Raw genomic sequence first — 15482 nt, 5'->3', positions numbered from 1 at the left:
CGTCAGGGACCGCTCAGCGCCGTGAGGCCCCGTTCCGCCATGGCGTCGTCGCCGCGGGCGCGGCCGAGCACCACCGACCACGCGGCGGCCTGCAGCCGGCGGGCCTCGACGAGCGCCGCGAGCGCGTCCGCAGGCACCTCGTCCGCCGTCGAGGCGGCGGCCGAAGCCGAGCCGGGGCGGTCCGAGGCCAGCAGACAAGCGAGGTCCCAGCCGGTCGGACCGGCGAAGGCGTCCTCCCAGTCGTTCCATCGCGGCCCGTCCGCGGTCTGCAGCACGTTGCCGAGGTGGGCATCGCCGTGCACCGCCTGCTCAGGCAGCGCCGCGGCCGTGATCCGATCACGGAGCAGGTGGAGCACCTTGCGAGCCCGCGACGCGTCGAGCGCCTCCGTCCGCGCGAGGCGGTCAAGGATGCGCTCGACCTCCCGCAGCGCGCCCCATCGGGGCAGGTCGCCCTCGAAGCCCGCCAGCAGCTCGTGACAGCGTCGCAGAGCCGCACCCGCCGCGACGGGGTCGACCTCACCGACCTCCTGCACCGCGGTCCAGAAGGAGATCACGAGCCCCAGATACTCGTGCGGCCCGGCCGGGAGCAGCGGGCTCGGCGGGACCACGGGAGCGCCGGCCTCCCCGAGGAACCGGGCGACCTCGATCTCCCGCGCGAGCCATGCCGGACCGTGTCGCACGACCGTCGTCTGCCCTGCGACGCGCGCGACGACGGGCGCGGGGTCGAGCCGGACGAGGAGGTTGCTGCGGTCGCGCAGCACGACGGGCTGCTCGACTCGGAGTCCCAGCCGCCGTGCGAGATCCACGACGACGCGGAGGCGTGCGTCCATCGGGTGAGAATGGCAGGGATGGCGGACTCGGCGCGGGTGGACGTGTGGCTCTGGGCCGTCCGCGTCTACCGGACCCGCTCGCTCGCGACCGCGGCCTGCCGCGCCGGGCACGTGTCCGTGAACGGCGCGACCGTGAAGCCCTCGCACTCCGTCCGCATCGGCGACGAGGTGCGCGCCCGCCTCGCGCACGAGAAGGTCTACGGCGTGCTCGCACTGCCGCTGAAGCGCGGCGGCGCCCCTGACGCGGCGAAGGCGGTCGAGGACCGCACCCCGCCGCCTCCGCCCCGCGAGGAGACCCCGGCGCAGGTGCTCCGCGACCTCGCCGCCGGCCGCCCGACGAAGAAGGACCGCCGGGACATCACCCGCCTGCGGGGGTACTGAGCCCCAGTCGGTCGGTGTTCGTGCTGCTCTCCAGCGCTGGAGAGCAGCACGAACACCGACCAACGGGTCACTCGGGGTCGACGGGGTTCAGGACCTCGTGCTGCTCCTCGCCCGACGCCGGGTCGTCGCCCTCCGCCGGCGACGGCTTGCCGTCGGGCTGGAGGACGATCGTGTCGTCCGGGCGCTCCGGGTCCTCGCCCTCCGCCTGCGACGGGCGCGCCGGGTCGTAGTCGCTGGAAGTGTCGCTCATGGCTCGTCCTCTCCGCGGCGGTGCCGCGTCACTTGCCCCGGGCCGCGACCTCGAAGTCGTGCCGCGGGTCCTCCATGTCGTCGGTCGGCGTCAGGTCGATCTTCCCGAGAGCATCGCCGACCCAGCCCATGAAGATGCGGATCTTGCGGTCCGTCGTCGGCATCGCCAGCAGGTGGTAGCCGCGATGGACGAGCCATGCGGGCAGCTCCTTCATCTGGACGCCGAGGATGTTCGCGGCGCCGTGGAAGAGGCCGTAGGCCGCGACGGTGCCCAGGCTGTAGTGCACGTACTTCCGCACGCGCCGCCGACGGATCGCCTTCGGGATGCTCTCGCCGAGCAGCACCGCCTGCCGGAGGGCGTTCTGCGCGTTCGGCGGGTACCAGGCCGGCTGCGGCTTGGTCAGATCCGGGATCTGCGCGTTGTCGCCGGCCGCCCAGACGCCGCGCACCCAGCCGCCGTCCTCGCGGATCACCTGCAGCCTCGCGCTCGTGTTGACGTGCCCGCGCGGCCCGCGCGGCAGGTCCGTGGCGTCGAGCACGGGGTTCGGCTTGACGCCGGCCGTCCAGACCAGCAGCCCGAACGGCGCCTCGGTGCCGTCGCTGAACTTCGCGACCGCGTCCTCGCAGTCCTTCATCGTGGTCTTCAGGCGGATGTCGATGCCGCGCTTCCGCAGCTCCTCGAGCGTCCAACCGGACAGCTCGGGACCCACCTCGGGCGCGACGCGGTCGAGGGCCTCGATGAGGATCCAGTTCGGCTTCCGGCCGCGGAGCGCGGGCTGCGCCGCGATCGCCTTCTTCGACAGGTCCGACAGCTCGCCGAGCGCCTCGACGCCGGTGTAGCCGCCGCCGATGAAGATGAAGGTGAGCAGCTTGTCGCGCTCGGCCGGGTCGTCCGTCGCCGCGGCACGCGCCACGTTGAGCAGCACCTGGTTGCGCGTGTAGGCGGCCTCCTCGACCGTCTTGAACCCGACGCCGTGCTCGGCGAGCCCGGGGGTCGGGAAGGTGCGGGTGACCGCGCCGAGGCCGACGACGACGTGGTCGTAGTCGTACTGCGTCTCGCCGCCCTCGACGGGCGCGACCGTGACCGTCTTCGCCTTCGAGTCGAGACCGGTCACGCTGCCGCGCACCACGTTCGTGTGCTGGAGCGCCTGGCGCAGGTCGACCGTGACGTCGCGCGGGTTCACGTGCCCGCCCGCGACCTCCGGCAGCAGCGGCTGGTAGGTCATGTAGGCGCGCGGCTCGATCAGCGTGACCTCGAGCGGCAGCTCGGTGTGCTTCTCGAGCGTCCAGGCCACGTAGAGCCCGACGTACCCGCCGCCCAGGATCAGGACCTTCGTCGGTGCGACCGGCATCCGCGCTCCCCTCGCTCGAACGGCGCCCTACCGCTCTCTGATGAACGTCCCAGACCTGCCTGGACGGGTGCTGTCCGCGAGGACGAGGGGCTCCCCCGCGAGGTGCGGCCCGAGCCCGATGTCGACGAGGCGCAGCTCGCCGACCCGGCCGCGGGCCGGGTGCAGCAGCAGGCCCGCCTTGACCGCGCCGAAGGTGACGGTCGCCGTCGTGCGCAGGACCGGGAGGTGCACCGAGCCGTCGTCCGGACCGATCCCGCTCGGCAGGTCGACCGCCACGACCGGCGGCCCGCCGGCGAGCACGCCCGTGAGCGCGGCGAACGCCCGCCGCGCAGGTCCTCGGAGGCCCGGCGACGCCGCGGCGCCCGTGCCCAGCACCCCGACGAGCACGACGCCGGCGTCCGCCGCCCGTGCCACGAGCCGGCCGACGGGCACGTCCGGCGGCAGCACCCGGACTCCGGCGCGCGCCGCGGCACGCAGGCCGCCGGCGTGCACCCGCCGACCGAGGAGCGCCACCTCCGCCGACCAGCCGCGCTGCAGCAGCGAGGCGGTCGCGTGCAGGGCATCTCCGCCGTTGCTGCCGCTGCCCGCCAGCACCAGCAGGTGCCCGCGGCGTCGGCCGCGCCGCTCGAGCAGCCGTTCCACCTCCGCCGCGAGGTCCGCGGCGGCACGGGCCATCAGCGGCACGCCCGCGGCGAGCAGCGGCTGCTCGGCGTCCCGCACCTGCGCCGCGCTCCAGCCGTCCCGGATCCCCATGCGCACATGATCCGCCGATCCGCGCGGCGTCAGCATGGGGGCATGCGCATCATCCTCACCGGCGGCAGCGGCAAGCTCGGCCGGGTCGTCCGCCGGCACCTCTCCGACCTCGGCCACGACGTGCTCGTGCTCGACCGCGCCGGCAGCGTCAAGGACGGGGTCGTGCCCGTCGACCTCACCGACGCGGGCCAGGTGCTCGACGTGGTGGCGGGGCTGGAGGAGCACCCCGGCCGCATCGAGGCGATCGTCCACCTCGCGGCGATCCCGGCCCCCGGCCTGATCCCCGACGTCGCCACCTTCCAGAACAACATCCTGTCCACGCACCACGTGCTGCAGGCCGCGCGCCGGGCGGGCGTCAAGCGGCTGGTCACCGCCTCGAGCGAGACCCTCCTCGGCCTGCCGATGGACGTGCCGCCGCCGTACATCCCGGTCGACGAGGACGTGACCGCTCCGAACAGCACCTACTCCCTGGTGAAGCACCTCGAGGAGCAGATGGAGATCGAGTTCTGCCGCTGGGACCCGGAGCTGTCGGTCACGGCCATGCGCTTCTCGAACGTGATGGCGCCCGAGGACTACGCCGGCTTCGACGCCTGGCAGGACGACCCGACGGCGCGCAAGTGGAACCTGTGGGGCTACATCGACGCCCGCGACGCGGCGGACGCGATCGGCAAGGCGCTCGAGGTGCGCGGCCCCGGCTTCGAGCGCTACATCATCGCGAACGCGGACACGGTGATGCGGACGCCCAGCGCCGAGCTGGTGCAGGCGGTGTTCCCGGACGTCCGGGTCACGAAGGACATCGAGGGCACCGAGACCCTGCTCTCGATCGACAAGGCGCGGCGGGACCTCGGCTGGGAGCCGCAGCACTCCTGGCGGAACGAGTAGGGAGGACCTCGGTGGCACTGGACAAGCGGCAGAAGGACGAGCTGCCCTCCACGCTGGAGCGCTCGGACCAGCACGCGCAGGAGGTCTACGCGGAGACCCTCGACTCCGCCCGTGACTCGTACGGCGACGGAGAGCGCGCGCACCGCACCGCCTTCTCGGCGCTGAAGCACCAGTACGAGAAGGTCGGCGACCACTGGGAGCCGAAGGACGAGAAGGGCCCGAGCGACGCGGGCGCCGAGCAGTCCGGGCCGGGCGACCACCCGACCGCGGGCGGCGTCGACGCCAACGCGTCGAAGGAGCACCTGCTGGAGGTCGCACGGCGCCTCGACGTGCACGGCCGCTCGACGATGACGAAGGACGAGCTGGTCGAGGCGATCGGGAAGGCGAACGACCGCGAGACCCGCAGGGCCCGCGAGGAGGGCTGAGGTCAGGCGCCGCCGGCGGTTCCGCGCAGGACGAGCGACGGCGCGAGCAGGCGGTGCCGCTGCTCGCCGGGCGCCGGCGGCTCCGTCAGCAGCTCGAGCGCCTGCGCCGCGACCTCGGCGAGCGGCTGCGCGATCGACGAGAACCCGAGCGCCCGGGCCACCGGGGTGTCGTCGTAGCCCATCACCGTCGCGCGCTCGCCGATCGCCAGCCAGGCGCCCAGCGCGAGCGAGTCGCTGGCGCAGACGACGGCTTCGGGCTCCGGGGCGAGGCGCGCCACCAGCCGCGCGGCGGCCGTCCCGTCGGCGGGGTCCTCCTCGAGGGCGAGGTCGAGGCCGTCGAGCTCCGCCTCCGGCACCCCCGCCGCTCGCATCTCGTCCCGCCAGCCCGCGCGGCGGTCGTCGCCGGTGCCGGATCCTGCGGGCCAGCCGAGGAAGGCGATCCTGCGGCACCCGCGACCGAGCAGGTGCCGCGTCGCGTCCGCGACTCCCGAGCGCCCGTCGACGTCGACCCACAGGTGCTCGGCGTCGGCCGGTCCGCTGGTGTCCCAGGGGCGCCCGAAGGTGACGAAGCGCACCTCGCGCTCCATCAGCCAGTCGATGCGCCGGTCCCCGTAATGCGTCGAGGTGAGCACGAGCGCGTCGACGTCGGCCCCCTCGAGCAGGCGGTCGATCACGTCGAGCTCGCTCTGCTCGTCGGCCGCCGTGTAGAGCAGCACGCGCAGCTGCAGGGCGTCCGCCCGCTCCACGAGCGCGTGCAGGAAGCGGTCGAGCAGGGATCCCGCCATGCCGTCGACGCCGGGATCGAGACGCACGCCGATCGTGGCGGAGGTGCGGGTGCGCAGACGGCGGGCCGAGGCGTGCGGACGGTAGCCGAGGTCGGCGATCGCGTGCCGGACCCGGTCGCGGGTCTCGGGCTTCACGATCTCCGGCGAGTTCAGGACGTTCGAGACCGTCTGCCGGGAGACCCCTGCGGCGGAGGCGACGTCGCTGACGGTGGGCTGTCGGCGCATCGGGACCATTCTCCACACTCGGCGAACCTGGGAATCCTCCCGCGGCTATTTGATCGATCAAACCGGAGCCCCTACAGTCCCCGTCGTGGCGACGAAGCAACCCCTCCTCCATGACGCCGAGGTCGTCCTGCGGGCGCCGGCGCAGGCCTGGAGCCGCAGCGACGGCGGCATGCGCGCGCCGATCGACGGGCTGTACGTGAGCGACGTCCGCGTGGTCTCACGCCTCGAGATCGAGGTCGAGGGATCGGCCGCCGAGCCGATCGGCGTCGACCGTTCGAGCGAGGGAGCCCGCTTCACCGCCCTCCTCCGAGGGCTCGACGGCGACGGAGCCGACCCGCGGGTGCGCCTCGAGGTCCTGCGGACCGTCCGGCCCGACGGGATGGCCGACGCCCTCACCGTGCGCTCCGGGCGCGACGTCCCGCTGCCGCTCGAGGTCCGCGTGCGCCTGGGCTCGGACCTCGCGCAGATGCCGCTCGTGAAGACGGGCGGCGCCGCTCGGCCGGTCGGCTTCGACGTCCGAGCGGACGGGGCCGCCTGGGCCGACGGGACGGTGATGGCCGAGCTGACCTCGGACGACTTCGTGGCGGAGGCCGACGGCGACGGCCTCCTGCTCACCTGGCGCACGACGGTGCCGCCGCACGGCAGCGCCGCCGCGACGTGGCGGGTCCGGGCCCAGGACGCCGCGGCCGTCGTCATGGCGCCGCCCGCTCCGATCGTGCTCGGCGTGCCGCCGGTCGGCGACCCGGAGACGGACGCGTGGACCGTGCAGGCACTCGCCGACCTCGAGGCGCTGCAGCTGGTCCTGCCGGACTCCCCCGGCGACGTCTTCCTCGCCGCGGGCGCGCCCTGGTTCCTCACCCTGTTCGGCCGCGACTCGATCTGGGCGGCACGGCTCCTGCTCCCCCACGACACGGCGCTGGCCGGTGGCACCCTGCGGGTGCTCGCGCGGCTGCAGGGAAGCACGGTCGACGAGGCGACCGGCGAGCGCCCGGGCGGCATCGTGCACGAGCTGCGGCGCGACGAGAACCCGCTCGACGAGGGCCTCGTCCTGCCGCCGCGCTACTACGGCACCATCGACGCGACCCCGCTCTGGGTCCTGCTGCTGCACGACGCCTGGCGGGCGGGTCTGCCCGACCGGGAGGTCGCCGCCCTGCTGCCGGCCCTCCGGGCTGCGCTCGGCTGGCTGCGCGACGCGGTGCCCGATGAGGGCTTCCTCGCCTACCACGACTCGACGGGTCAGGGGCTCGCGAACCAGGGGTGGAAGGACAGCGGGGACAGCATCCAGTGGCGCGACGGCCGGCTGGCCGAGGGCCCGATCGCGCTCTGCGAGGTGCAGGGCTACGCCCACGAGGCCGCTGCCGCGGCCGGCGTGCTGCTGCGCGCGTTCGGCGAGCAGGACGAGGCCGCCGAGTGGGAGACCTGGGGCGCGGCGCTGCGCGAGCGCTTCCGCGGCGCCTTCTGGGTGGAGGACGGCGACGGCGGCTACCCCGCGGTCGCCCTCGACCGCGAGGGCCGGGCCGTGGACTCGCTGACGAGCGACATCGGCCACCTCCTGGGCACCGGGATCCTGAGCGCGGCGGACGAGCGGAGGGTCGCCGCCCTGCTCGTCGACCCGAGGCTCGACTCCGGAGCAGGGCTGCGCACGCTCGCCACCGACGCCGCCGGCTACTGGCCGCTCAGCTACCACGGCGGCAGCGTCTGGGCTCACGACACCGCCATCGCGGTCCACGGCCTCCTGCGCTCGGGCTTCCCCGACGAGGCGGCCGCCCTCGCCCGCGGCCTCGTCGTCGCCGCCCGGCGCTTCGGGCTGCGGATGCCCGAGCTGCACTCCGGCGACGCCTCGCCGGTCCCCTACCCGGCGGCCTGCCGGCCGCAGGCCTGGTCGGCCGCCGCGGCGCTGGTGGCCCGGGACGCGCTCGACCCCGCCCGGCAGGGGCGACGCCCTGCCACCGCCGAGTCCGCTGCAGCAGCGGGCTGACACCGAAGAGAGGCACCACGATGCAACGACGCATGTCCCACCTCAGGCGCACGGCAGCGGCCGTCGCCGCGACCGCCGGCGTCCTGGCCCTCGCCGCCTGCGGCTCCGGCTTCAGCGGGTCGTCCTCCGACTCCGGCGCGGCCTCCGGGTCCGCCGGGGCCCTCACCTCGGGCAAGGACGCCCTGACGGTCCTGATCGGGTCGTCCGGCGACGCCGAGACGGCGGCCGTGAAGCAGCAGGTCGCCGACTGGTCCTCCTCGTCCGGGACCAAGGCGACCGTGCAGGCGGCGAGCGACCTGAACCAGCAGCTCTCGCAGGGCTTCGCCTCCGGCAAGCCGGCGGACGTCTTCTACCTCGGCGCCGACACCTTCGCGAACTACGCGAAGCAGGGCAGCCTGCTCGCTTACGGCGACCAGCTGAAGAACAAGGGCGACTTCTACCCGTCGCTCGTCACCAACTTCACCTACGACGGCAAGTTCTACTGCGCCCCCAAGGACTTCTCGACGCTCGCACTCGAGATCAACACGAAGATGTGGGACGCCGCGGGCCTGACGGACTCCGACGTCCCCACCACGTGGGACCAGCTGAAGGCCGTCGCCCAGAAGCTGACGAAGGGCAAGGTCACCGGCCTCGTCACCTCCAACGAGTACCAGCGTCTCGGCGCGTTCATGGTCGAGGCCGGCGGCAACCTCATGAACGACACGAGCACGAAGGCGACCGCCGATTCCGCTGCGAACAAGCAGGCGCTGACCTACGTGCAGGACGGCCTGAAGTCGGGCTGGTGGAAGTTCACGAGCGACGTCGGCGCCGGCTGGGGCGGCGAGGCGTTCGGCAAGGGCCTCGCCGCGATGACCGTCGAGGGCAACTGGATCACCGGCGCGATGAAGAGCGACTACCCGAGCGTGGACTACAAGGTGGTGCAGCTGCCCGCGGGTCCTGCCGGCAAGGGCACGCTGCAGTTCACGAACTGCTGGGGCATCGCCGCGGACAGCCCGAACCAGGCCGGCGCCCTGAAGCTCGTCGAGCAGCTGACGAGCAAGGACGACCAGCTCGCCTTCGCGAAGGCCTTCGGCCCGATGCCGTCCATCGAGTCGGCCGCCGACGGCTGGAAGCAGATCTACCCGGACTACTCGGCCTTCATCGACGGCGCCTCCTACGCCAGGGGCGTGCCGACGGCCGCGGGCGCGACGGACGTGGTCACCGACGTGAACTCGAAGCTCGCGTCGCTGAAGACCGCGGACATCGCGTCGATCCTCGGCACCGCGCAGCAGAACCTGTCGGCCCTGCAGCAGTGAGCGGCCGGGGACCACGAGGAGGCGTGCGATGACGACAGCCACCGTCGCCGGTCGGCGACGTCCCGGCGGCATCCGGCGCGGGCAGACCGCGGCCGGCCTGCTCTTCACCGCTCCGGCGGTGGTGCTGCTCGCCGTGTTCCTCGTGGTCCCCATCCTCATGGCGCTCTGGGTGAGCGTCAGCGACTGGGGCGGCCGCGGCTCGCCCTTCTCCTCCGGCGTCAGCTTCGTCGGCCTCAGGAACTACGCCGCCATCACCTCCGGCGGCGGCCTGGCCGAGTCCGACTTCGGCACCTCGCTCAGGAACAACCTCTGGTACGTGCTGCTCGTCGTCCCTCTGCAGACCGCGCTCGCCCTGCTGCTCGCCAGCCTGGTGAACGCCCGGATCCTGCGCGGCCGCGGGTTCTTCCGGACCGCCTTCTACTTCCCGTCCGTCACCAGCTCGGTCGCGATCACGGTGCTCTGGTTCTTCCTCTTCAACCCGACCGGTGCGGTGAACGCGCTGCTCGGCCTCGTCGGGATCCAGGGCCCGAACTGGCCCGCGGATGCGAGCGGGGTGCTCCACGACCTGCTGGCGGTCGTCGGGCTGCGGACTCCTCCGGGCTTCCTCGTGAACGGCGGGTTCCTCGGCGTCACGTGGTGGGACTGGCTCGCCGGGCCGTCCGTCGGGATGCTCATCATCATCTCGCTGGCCGTGTTCACCACCTCGGGCACCTTCATGCTGCTGTTCATCGCGGCGCTGCAGAACCTCTCGCAGGAGGTGGAGGAGGCCGCGATGGTCGACGGTGCGAGCGCCTGGCAGCGCTTCCGCCTGGTCACGCTGCCGCAGCTGCGGACCACGCTGTTCACGGTGCTGACGCTGGGGCTCATCGGCACCTGGCAGGTGTTCGACCAGGTCTACACGGGATCGAAGGGCGCGCCCGGCAAGACGACCCTGACGCCCGCCTACCTCTCCTACCAGGCGGGGTTCATCAACCAGCAGTGGGGCCAGGCCGCCGCGATCGCCTTCATCCTCTTCGCGATCATCGTCGTGCTCACCCTCCTCCAGCGCTTCGTGCTGCGGGAGCGCGGGGTGTCGGTGCGCCGGATGCGCCGCGGCGGCTTCGTCGCGACGGGAGACGGCGGCTACCGACCGGCGCGAGCCGCGGTGGTCCCGTCGGGCGCCGGCTCGACCGGGCAGGACCGACCCGGAAGGGACGCATGATGACCGCCACCACGCCGGCACGGACCACCGCGGTCGTCGAGACCGCCGTCGCGACGGCACCGAGCGCGCGCCGCGGACCCCGCGGACGCCGTGTCCCGCTGGCGCGTGCGGGCCTGTACGCGGTGCTCGCGCTGCTCGCGCTCGTCTACATCTACCCGTTCCTCATCAACATCGCGACGTCGTTCAAGACGGACGCCGAGGCGACGGCCGATCCGCTCAGCCTCATCCCGAGGACCTGGACCGTCCAGGCGTACGAGACGGTCTTCTTCAACTCCGCCTTCCCGCTCTGGTTCGCGAACTCGGCGTTCGTCACCGTCACCGTGACGATCGGCCGCGTCCTCTTCGACTCCGCCGCGGGCTACGCGCTCGCCCGGCTCCGCTTCCCGGGCCGCGGGGCGCTCTTCGCGGGCATCATCGCGGTGATGGCGGTGCCCGGAGTGGTGCTGCTGATCCCGAAGTTCCTCGTGCTGAACCAGCTCGGCATGTACGACGCGTACTCGGGCCTGATCATCCCGTTGATCGCGGACGCCGCCGGAGTCTTCATCATGAAGAACTTCTTCGAGTCGATCCCGGTGGCGGTCGAGGAGGCGGCGCGCATCGACGGCGCCTCCACGCTCCGGCTCTTCTGGTCCGTGGTCCTGCCGATGGCTCGACCGGCCCTCGTGACGATCTTCATCCTGAGCTTCCAGGGCTCCTGGAACGAGCTGTCGCACTTCATCGTCGCCTCGCAGAACCCCGCGCTGTTCACCCTCACCAAGGGCGTCGCGTCGCTGGCGTCGGGCCAGCTCGGCGCCGGCACGCAGTACCCGGTGCGGCTCGCGGCGGCCGCGGTGATGACCATCCCGGTGGCGGTGCTCTTCGTGATCTTCCAGCGCAGGATCACGAGCAGCGCGTCCGGAGCGGTCAAGGAGTAGCAGCATCCAGTCTCCGTTCAGCAGGCGTCCAGCATGATCCAGAGATGACGTCAGAGGAGTCGCGCCGCAGCGAGCTCGGCGACGGCGACCAGCCCGTCGAGGACGAGGTCGCCGAGTCGTTCGACGCCGTCGTCGAGGAGGGCGCCGAGCGGCTGCACCGCACCTGGCGCGCGGTGCTCGCGACCGGCTTCTCCGGAGGCCTCGAGATCGGCGTCGGCGTCGCCGCGTACATGGCCGTGCTCGAGTCGACCGGCAGCCACCTGCTGGCGGGTCTCGCCTTCTCCGTCGGCCTGATCGCCCTGCTCCTCGCGCACAGCGAGCTGTTCACGGAGAACTTCCTGCTGCCCATCGCGGCGCTCATCGCGAAGGAGGGGTCCCTCGCGCAGCTGGCGAAGCTGTGGCTCGGCACCCTCGTGGCGAACCTGGTCGGCGGGCTCGTGATCATGCTGCTCTTCGTCGTCGCGTTCCCGCAGTGGCACGGGGTGCTGACGGAGTCGGCGCGGCACTACCTCGACGTCGGCGTCGGCTGGGAGGGCGCGTGCCTCGCGATCCTCGGCGGCATGGTGATCACGCTGCTGACGCGCATGCAGCAGGGCACGGACTCCGACGCCGTCAAGGTCGTCGCCGCGGTCGTCGCGTCGTTCCTGCTCACCGGCCTGCAGCTCGCGCACTCGATCCTGGACTCGCTGATGATCTTCGGCGCGATCATGCTCGGTGAGGCGACGGTCGGCGAGTGGGTCCTCTGGTTCGTGCCGGTGCTGCTGCTGAACGTCGTCGGCGGCGTCGCGCTCGTCACGGTCGAGCGGCTCGTGCGCACCAAGGAGCTGTTCGAGGACCGCCGGCAGCAGCGCGACGGCCGTCGAGGCTGACCGGGGTCAGATCACCCAGTTGTGGACGCTCGCGTCCTGCGGGGACCGGGGGCGCGAAGTCGCCGGCACCCCGACGATCAGCGAGTGCCCGGGGGCGTCGTGGACCACGACGGCGTTCGCCCCGACCACGCTGTCCGAGCCGATGCGGATCGAGCCCAGCAGCTTCGCTCCCGCCCCGATGAGGACCCGGTCCCCGATCGTCGGGTGGCGCTTCACCTCGCGCCACACCGTGCCGCCGAGGGTGACGCCGTGGTAGATCGTGACGTCGTCGCCGACCTCCGCCGTCTCGCCGATCACGACGCCGGCGCCGTGGTCGATGAACAGCCGGCGCCCGATGGTCGCGCCGGGGTGGATCTCGATCCCGGTGAGGAACCGGGCGACCTGCGACAGGGCCCGCGCGGCGAGACGGTGCCCCCGCAGCCACACCCGGTGGTGCAGGCGGTAGGCCCACACGGCGTGCAGCCCGGGATAGGTCAGCGCGACCTCGGCCACCGACTTGGCGGCCGGGTCGCGCTGCCTCGCCGCCCGGACGTCCTCGACGACCCGAGCGACCGCGGTCACCCCTCGATGCCCTCGAAGAGCACCGTCGACTGGTAGCGCTCGCCATTGCTCGCGACGATCACGACGATCGTCTTGCCGGCGTTCTCCGGGCGCTTCGCGAGCTCGAGCGCCGCGACGATCGTGGTCCCGGAGGAGATGCCCGCGAGGATGCCCTCCTCGCGGGAGACGCGGCGGGCCATCTCGACGGACTGGTCGATGTCGACGTCGATCACCTCGTCGATCACGTCGCGGTCGAGGATCGCGGGCACGAAGTTCGGGCCGATGCCCTGGATCTTGTGCGGGCCGGGCTTGCCGCCGTTCAGGATCGGCGACTCCTTCGGCTCCACCGCGACGACCTTCAGGTCGGGCTTCTGCTCCTTCAGGTAGCGGCCCGTGCCGGTGATCGTGCCGCCCGTGCCGACGCCCGCGACGAAGAGGTCGACCTCGCCGTCCGTGTCGTCCCAGATCTCCGGGCCGGTCGTCGCGTAGTGGATCGCCGGGTTCGCCTCGTTCTCGAACTGCTTCGCGAGCACCGCACCGGGGCGCTCCGCCGCGATCTCCTCCGCCTTCGACACGGCACCGCGCATGCCCTCGCCGGGAGGGGTGAGGACGAGCTCGGCGCCGTAGGCGCGGAGCAGCTTGCGGCGCTCGATCGACATCGACTCCGGCATCGCGAGCACGACCTTGTAGCCGCGCGCGGCTCCGACCATGGCGAGACCGATGCCGGTGTTGCCGCTCGTGCCCTCGACGATGGTGCCGCCGGGCTGCAGGGCGCCGCTCTTCTCCGCGGCGTCGACGATCGCGATCGCGAGACGGTCCTTGACGGAGGAGGAGGGGTTGTAGAACTCGAGCTTCGCGAGCACGGTGGCACCGACGCCCTCCGTGACGCGGTTCAGCCTGACCAGCGGGGTGCGGCCGAACGCCTCGGTGATGGATGAGTAGGTGCGTGCCATGTCTGCCTTCTTGGAAGTCGGGGACCGCGAAGGAGCCTAGGACCGCCGCCCTGATCGATCGGGTATGTGACGCAACAGTGGGCTCGCCGGGACCAGACGACTCAGAAGGGGCAGTCGTCCGGATCGATGAGCTCCGGCGGGACCAGGGTCGGGGTCAGCGGCTCGACGGGCCGGGTGACGATCGTGGTGCCGGTCGGCGTGCGCCAGAGCGCGGTCCGGTCGGGCAGGAGGCCGTACGCGAGCGCCTCGTCGGTCTTGTCGCGGTGTTCACGGTGCGTGAGGAGCACCAGGTTCCCGATCTCGGTGGGGCCGCCGGCGCCGTCCTGGCGGTAGGGGACCACGTGGTCGACCTCGGCCTCGCCGGGAGCCCGCGGGCGCGTCGGCCCCCGGGTCCCGCCATCGAGCATCCGGAGCAGGACCCGCATGTCCTTCGACGGGCGGTACCGGGTGCGACCGAGCGCGAGCACGCCGCCCGTGACGGGGTCGGTCAGGACTCGCACCCACGCCTTCGCCTCGCCCGCGAGCCGCAGCGCGGTGCGAAGGCCGATCGTGCCGTACCCCTCGAGCGTCGCGGGCTCGCGCGAGTGCCCGAGCGCGGTCAGAGCGGGGATCGTCACGCACACCTGCGGCTCGACGCCGCGGCGCCCGGGCACGAGGGTCCCTCTCCCCGCCCGCCGCGGCTTGCGGAGCGCCTGGCGGAGCCCGTCGACGAGCACGTCCGCGCGCAGCTGCCCGACCCCGCGGGTCTCGCCCTGCCGTCCGCGGGCGTGCACCGCGGCCTTCGTCAGCTGATGGTCGAGCGCGAGGGCGTCGACCGCGGGCAGGTAGGCGTGCAGCCACGCCATCCCGTCGGCCGCCGGCTCCACGGCGACGTGCCGCCGGGCGGACGCCCGCTCGTGCCGGTCGTCCGCCGTGGACGCCTGGAGGCGCTCGCGCAGACGCCGCAGCGCGTCCGGCAGCCCCGTCGGCGACACCTCCACGATCTTCCGCAGCGCCGCGGCGTCGAACTCGGGGTGCAGAGCGGGGTCGAGTCCGTCCAGGTGCGTGTGGACCGTCTGCATCACCCGCCAGGTGGTCAGCCCGTCCCGGAAGTAGCGCCACACCGCCGGCAGCGCCTCCTCGAGGTCCATCGCGGTGTGCACGAGGCTCCTCGCGGTCTGCTGCGCGACCTTCAGCCGGTGGGCCAGGTCGGCGAGGACCCCGCGCTGGTAGGGCGTGTTCGACGCCCGCGGCTCGGCCTCCTCCGCCAGCGCCGCACGCCAGGCGGCGACCGCGGCGAGGACCCGCTGCGCCTCGGCGCGCTGCAGCAGCAGCTGGTGGCCAGACACCTCGTCGAGTGCCGCGAGCACCGGATCGGGCTCCGCGATCGAGTCGTCGGCGACCTCGAGGGCCTCCCACACGTCCTCCGGCACCTCGGTCTCGAGCAGGTGCACGAGTCGGACGGTCGTCGCGGCCGGATCCAGCCGTCGCCGATGCAGCTCGGTGAGGACCCAGACGCGCATGGGCTCGTTCTCGACCCGGGAGAGCGCCTCGTGCACGTCCGGATCGCCGGGACGGCGGTCGCGCACCATCGCGGCCTCGAGGAACCACGACGGCATCCCCGCGGCCCATGGGATGAAGAGGCGCCGGCGACGGGCGAGGAGCCGCTCGTCCTCATGCGGCTCCCAGATCGGCGCGGTCGAGACCGTCGCGCCGCCCGAGCCCTCCGCCATGCCCGAACGATACCGACGGGCTCGGACACTTCTTCGTATCAGGCCGAGCGTCTCGGCCGTCGCAGTCGTCCTCGCGTTCGACCGGCGGCGGTGCTGCTGGCGGCAGTGGTCTCGAGGCTCCTTCGTCGCACCTCGACC

The 15482-nt window shown here is 73.0% G+C and carries 16 protein-coding genes; 8 read left to right on the top strand and 8 right to left on the bottom strand.

Annotated elements, in window-relative coordinates; translation table 11 throughout:
• Positions 1-2 precede the first annotated feature (2 nt).
• A complete protein-coding gene (locus ACFSBI_RS04340; RefSeq protein WP_377932397.1) occupies positions 3-830 on the bottom strand; it encodes a phosphotransferase family protein in 828 nt (275 codons plus the stop codon).
• A 9-nt stretch (positions 831-839) separates the two neighbouring features.
• Here ACFSBI_RS04340 and ACFSBI_RS04335 point away from each other — a divergent pair, with 9 nt between their 5' ends.
• Entirely contained in the window at positions 840-1211 is a 372-nt protein-coding gene (locus ACFSBI_RS04335; protein ID WP_377932395.1) for an RNA-binding S4 domain-containing protein, read from the top strand.
• Between the two features lie 67 nt (positions 1212-1278).
• Here ACFSBI_RS04335 and ACFSBI_RS04330 read toward each other — a convergent pair whose 3' ends face one another.
• The 3 genes from ACFSBI_RS04330 to ACFSBI_RS04320 are packed head-to-tail and all read right to left on the bottom strand — an operon-like array spanning position 1279 to position 3565.
• Positions 1279-1461 (bottom strand): hypothetical protein, encoded by a 183-nt coding sequence (locus tag ACFSBI_RS04330; RefSeq protein ID WP_377932393.1) that lies wholly within the window; start codon positions 1459-1461, stop codon positions 1279-1281.
• Between the two features lie 28 nt (positions 1462-1489).
• Entirely contained in the window at positions 1490-2812 is a 1323-nt protein-coding gene (locus tag ACFSBI_RS04325; protein WP_377932391.1) for an NAD(P)/FAD-dependent oxidoreductase, read from the bottom strand.
• A gap of 27 nt (positions 2813-2839) precedes the next feature.
• On the bottom strand, positions 2840-3565 hold the full coding sequence (locus tag ACFSBI_RS04320; RefSeq protein ID WP_377932389.1) for an NAD(P)H-hydrate epimerase: 726 nt from the start codon (positions 3563-3565) through the stop codon (positions 2840-2842).
• Between the two features lie 42 nt (positions 3566-3607).
• Between ACFSBI_RS04320 and ACFSBI_RS04315 the strand changes: the two genes are divergently transcribed.
• Positions 3608-4447: an NAD-dependent epimerase/dehydratase family protein gene (locus ACFSBI_RS04315; RefSeq protein ID WP_377932387.1), complete on the top strand. Its 840-nt coding sequence runs from the start codon at positions 3608-3610 to the stop codon at positions 4445-4447.
• Positions 4448-4458: 11 nt separating this feature from the next.
• A complete protein-coding gene (locus ACFSBI_RS04310) occupies positions 4459-4872 on the top strand; it encodes a ChaB family protein (protein ID WP_377932386.1) in 414 nt (137 codons plus the stop codon).
• A gap of 2 nt (positions 4873-4874) precedes the next feature.
• Here ACFSBI_RS04310 and ACFSBI_RS04305 read toward each other — a convergent pair whose 3' ends face one another.
• A complete protein-coding gene (locus ACFSBI_RS04305; protein ID WP_377932384.1) occupies positions 4875-5882 on the bottom strand; it encodes a LacI family DNA-binding transcriptional regulator in 1008 nt (335 codons plus the stop codon).
• 85 nt (positions 5883-5967) lie between these two features.
• On the opposite strand from ACFSBI_RS04305, the gene ACFSBI_RS04300 reads away from it, so the two are divergent.
• From ACFSBI_RS04300 to ACFSBI_RS04280, 5 genes are read left to right on the top strand one after another with little or no spacing between them, the layout of a single operon-like run.
• Positions 5968-7860: a glycogen debranching N-terminal domain-containing protein gene (locus ACFSBI_RS04300; RefSeq protein WP_377932382.1), complete on the top strand. Its 1893-nt coding sequence runs from the start codon at positions 5968-5970 to the stop codon at positions 7858-7860.
• A 32-nt stretch (positions 7861-7892) separates the two neighbouring features.
• Positions 7893-9155 (top strand): extracellular solute-binding protein, encoded by a 1263-nt coding sequence (locus tag ACFSBI_RS04295; protein WP_377932380.1) that lies wholly within the window; start codon positions 7893-7895, stop codon positions 9153-9155.
• A gap of 28 nt (positions 9156-9183) precedes the next feature.
• Complete coding sequence (locus tag ACFSBI_RS04290; RefSeq protein ID WP_377932378.1) at positions 9184-10356, top strand: carbohydrate ABC transporter permease; 1173 nt, start codon at positions 9184-9186, stop codon at positions 10354-10356.
• Positions 10353-11270, top strand: coding sequence for a carbohydrate ABC transporter permease (locus ACFSBI_RS04285; RefSeq protein WP_377932376.1), 918 nt, complete (start codon positions 10353-10355; stop codon positions 11268-11270). The genes ACFSBI_RS04290 and ACFSBI_RS04285 overlap by 4 nt, the downstream gene beginning before the upstream one ends.
• Positions 11271-11314: 44 nt before the next feature.
• On the top strand, positions 11315-12139 hold the full coding sequence (locus ACFSBI_RS04280) for a formate/nitrite transporter family protein (RefSeq protein ID WP_377932375.1): 825 nt from the start codon (positions 11315-11317) through the stop codon (positions 12137-12139).
• A 6-nt stretch (positions 12140-12145) separates the two neighbouring features.
• Here the strand turns inward: ACFSBI_RS04280 and epsC are convergent, their stop codons facing one another.
• The 3 genes from epsC to ACFSBI_RS04265 all read right to left on the bottom strand — a co-directional run bounded on the left by epsC (position 12146) and on the right by ACFSBI_RS04265 (position 15344).
• The gene (epsC, locus tag ACFSBI_RS04275; RefSeq protein WP_377932373.1) at positions 12146-12700 is read right to left on the bottom strand and encodes a serine O-acetyltransferase EpsC; all 555 of its coding nucleotides are present in this window, start codon (positions 12698-12700) and stop codon (positions 12146-12148) included.
• Positions 12697-13632 carry a cysteine synthase A gene (gene cysK / locus ACFSBI_RS04270; protein WP_377932371.1) on the bottom strand — a complete coding sequence of 312 codons (936 nt, stop codon included), beginning with the start codon at positions 13630-13632 and terminating at the stop codon, positions 12697-12699. Before cysK ends, epsC begins: the two co-directional genes overlap by 4 nt.
• Positions 13633-13733: 101 nt before the next feature.
• Positions 13734-15344 carry an HNH endonuclease signature motif containing protein gene (locus tag ACFSBI_RS04265; RefSeq protein WP_377932369.1) on the bottom strand — a complete coding sequence of 537 codons (1611 nt, stop codon included), beginning with the start codon at positions 15342-15344 and terminating at the stop codon, positions 13734-13736.
• Between the last annotated feature and the right edge of the window lie 138 nt (positions 15345-15482).

This window comes from Amnibacterium endophyticum (genome assembly GCF_042680685.1).
GTDB lineage: Bacteria > Actinomycetota > Actinomycetes > Actinomycetales > Microbacteriaceae > Amnibacterium > Amnibacterium endophyticum.
Note: the sequence above shows the minus strand (reverse complement) of the source record. Positions and strands in the feature narration are given on the sequence as shown.

Excerpts from the sequence above, each read along its gene's own strand:
- ACFSBI_RS04340 (WP_377932397.1), bottom strand. The coding sequence starts at position 830 with ATGGACGCACGCCTCCGCGTCGTCGTGGATCTCGCACGGCGGCTGGGA.
- ACFSBI_RS04335 (WP_377932395.1), top strand. The coding sequence starts at position 840 with ATGGCAGGGATGGCGGACTCGGCGCGGGTGGACGTGTGGCTCTGGGCC.
- ACFSBI_RS04330 (WP_377932393.1), bottom strand. The coding sequence starts at position 1,461 with ATGAGCGACACTTCCAGCGACTACGACCCGGCGCGCCCGTCGCAGGCG.
- ACFSBI_RS04325 (WP_377932391.1), bottom strand. The coding sequence starts at position 2,812 with ATGCCGGTCGCACCGACGAAGGTCCTGATCCTGGGCGGCGGGTACGTC.
- ACFSBI_RS04320 (WP_377932389.1), bottom strand. The coding sequence starts at position 3,565 with ATGGGGATCCGGGACGGCTGGAGCGCGGCGCAGGTGCGGGACGCCGAG.
- ACFSBI_RS04315 (WP_377932387.1), top strand. The coding sequence starts at position 3,608 with ATGCGCATCATCCTCACCGGCGGCAGCGGCAAGCTCGGCCGGGTCGTC.
- ACFSBI_RS04305 (WP_377932384.1), bottom strand. The coding sequence starts at position 5,882 with ATGCGCCGACAGCCCACCGTCAGCGACGTCGCCTCCGCCGCAGGGGTC.
- ACFSBI_RS04295 (WP_377932380.1), top strand. The coding sequence starts at position 7,893 with ATGTCCCACCTCAGGCGCACGGCAGCGGCCGTCGCCGCGACCGCCGGC.
- ACFSBI_RS04290 (WP_377932378.1), top strand. The coding sequence starts at position 9,184 with ATGACGACAGCCACCGTCGCCGGTCGGCGACGTCCCGGCGGCATCCGG.
- ACFSBI_RS04285 (WP_377932376.1), top strand. The coding sequence starts at position 10,353 with ATGATGACCGCCACCACGCCGGCACGGACCACCGCGGTCGTCGAGACC.
- ACFSBI_RS04280 (WP_377932375.1), top strand. The coding sequence starts at position 11,315 with ATGACGTCAGAGGAGTCGCGCCGCAGCGAGCTCGGCGACGGCGACCAG.
- cysK (WP_377932371.1), bottom strand. The coding sequence starts at position 13,632 with ATGGCACGCACCTACTCATCCATCACCGAGGCGTTCGGCCGCACCCCG.
- ACFSBI_RS04265 (WP_377932369.1), bottom strand. The coding sequence starts at position 15,344 with ATGGCGGAGGGCTCGGGCGGCGCGACGGTCTCGACCGCGCCGATCTGG.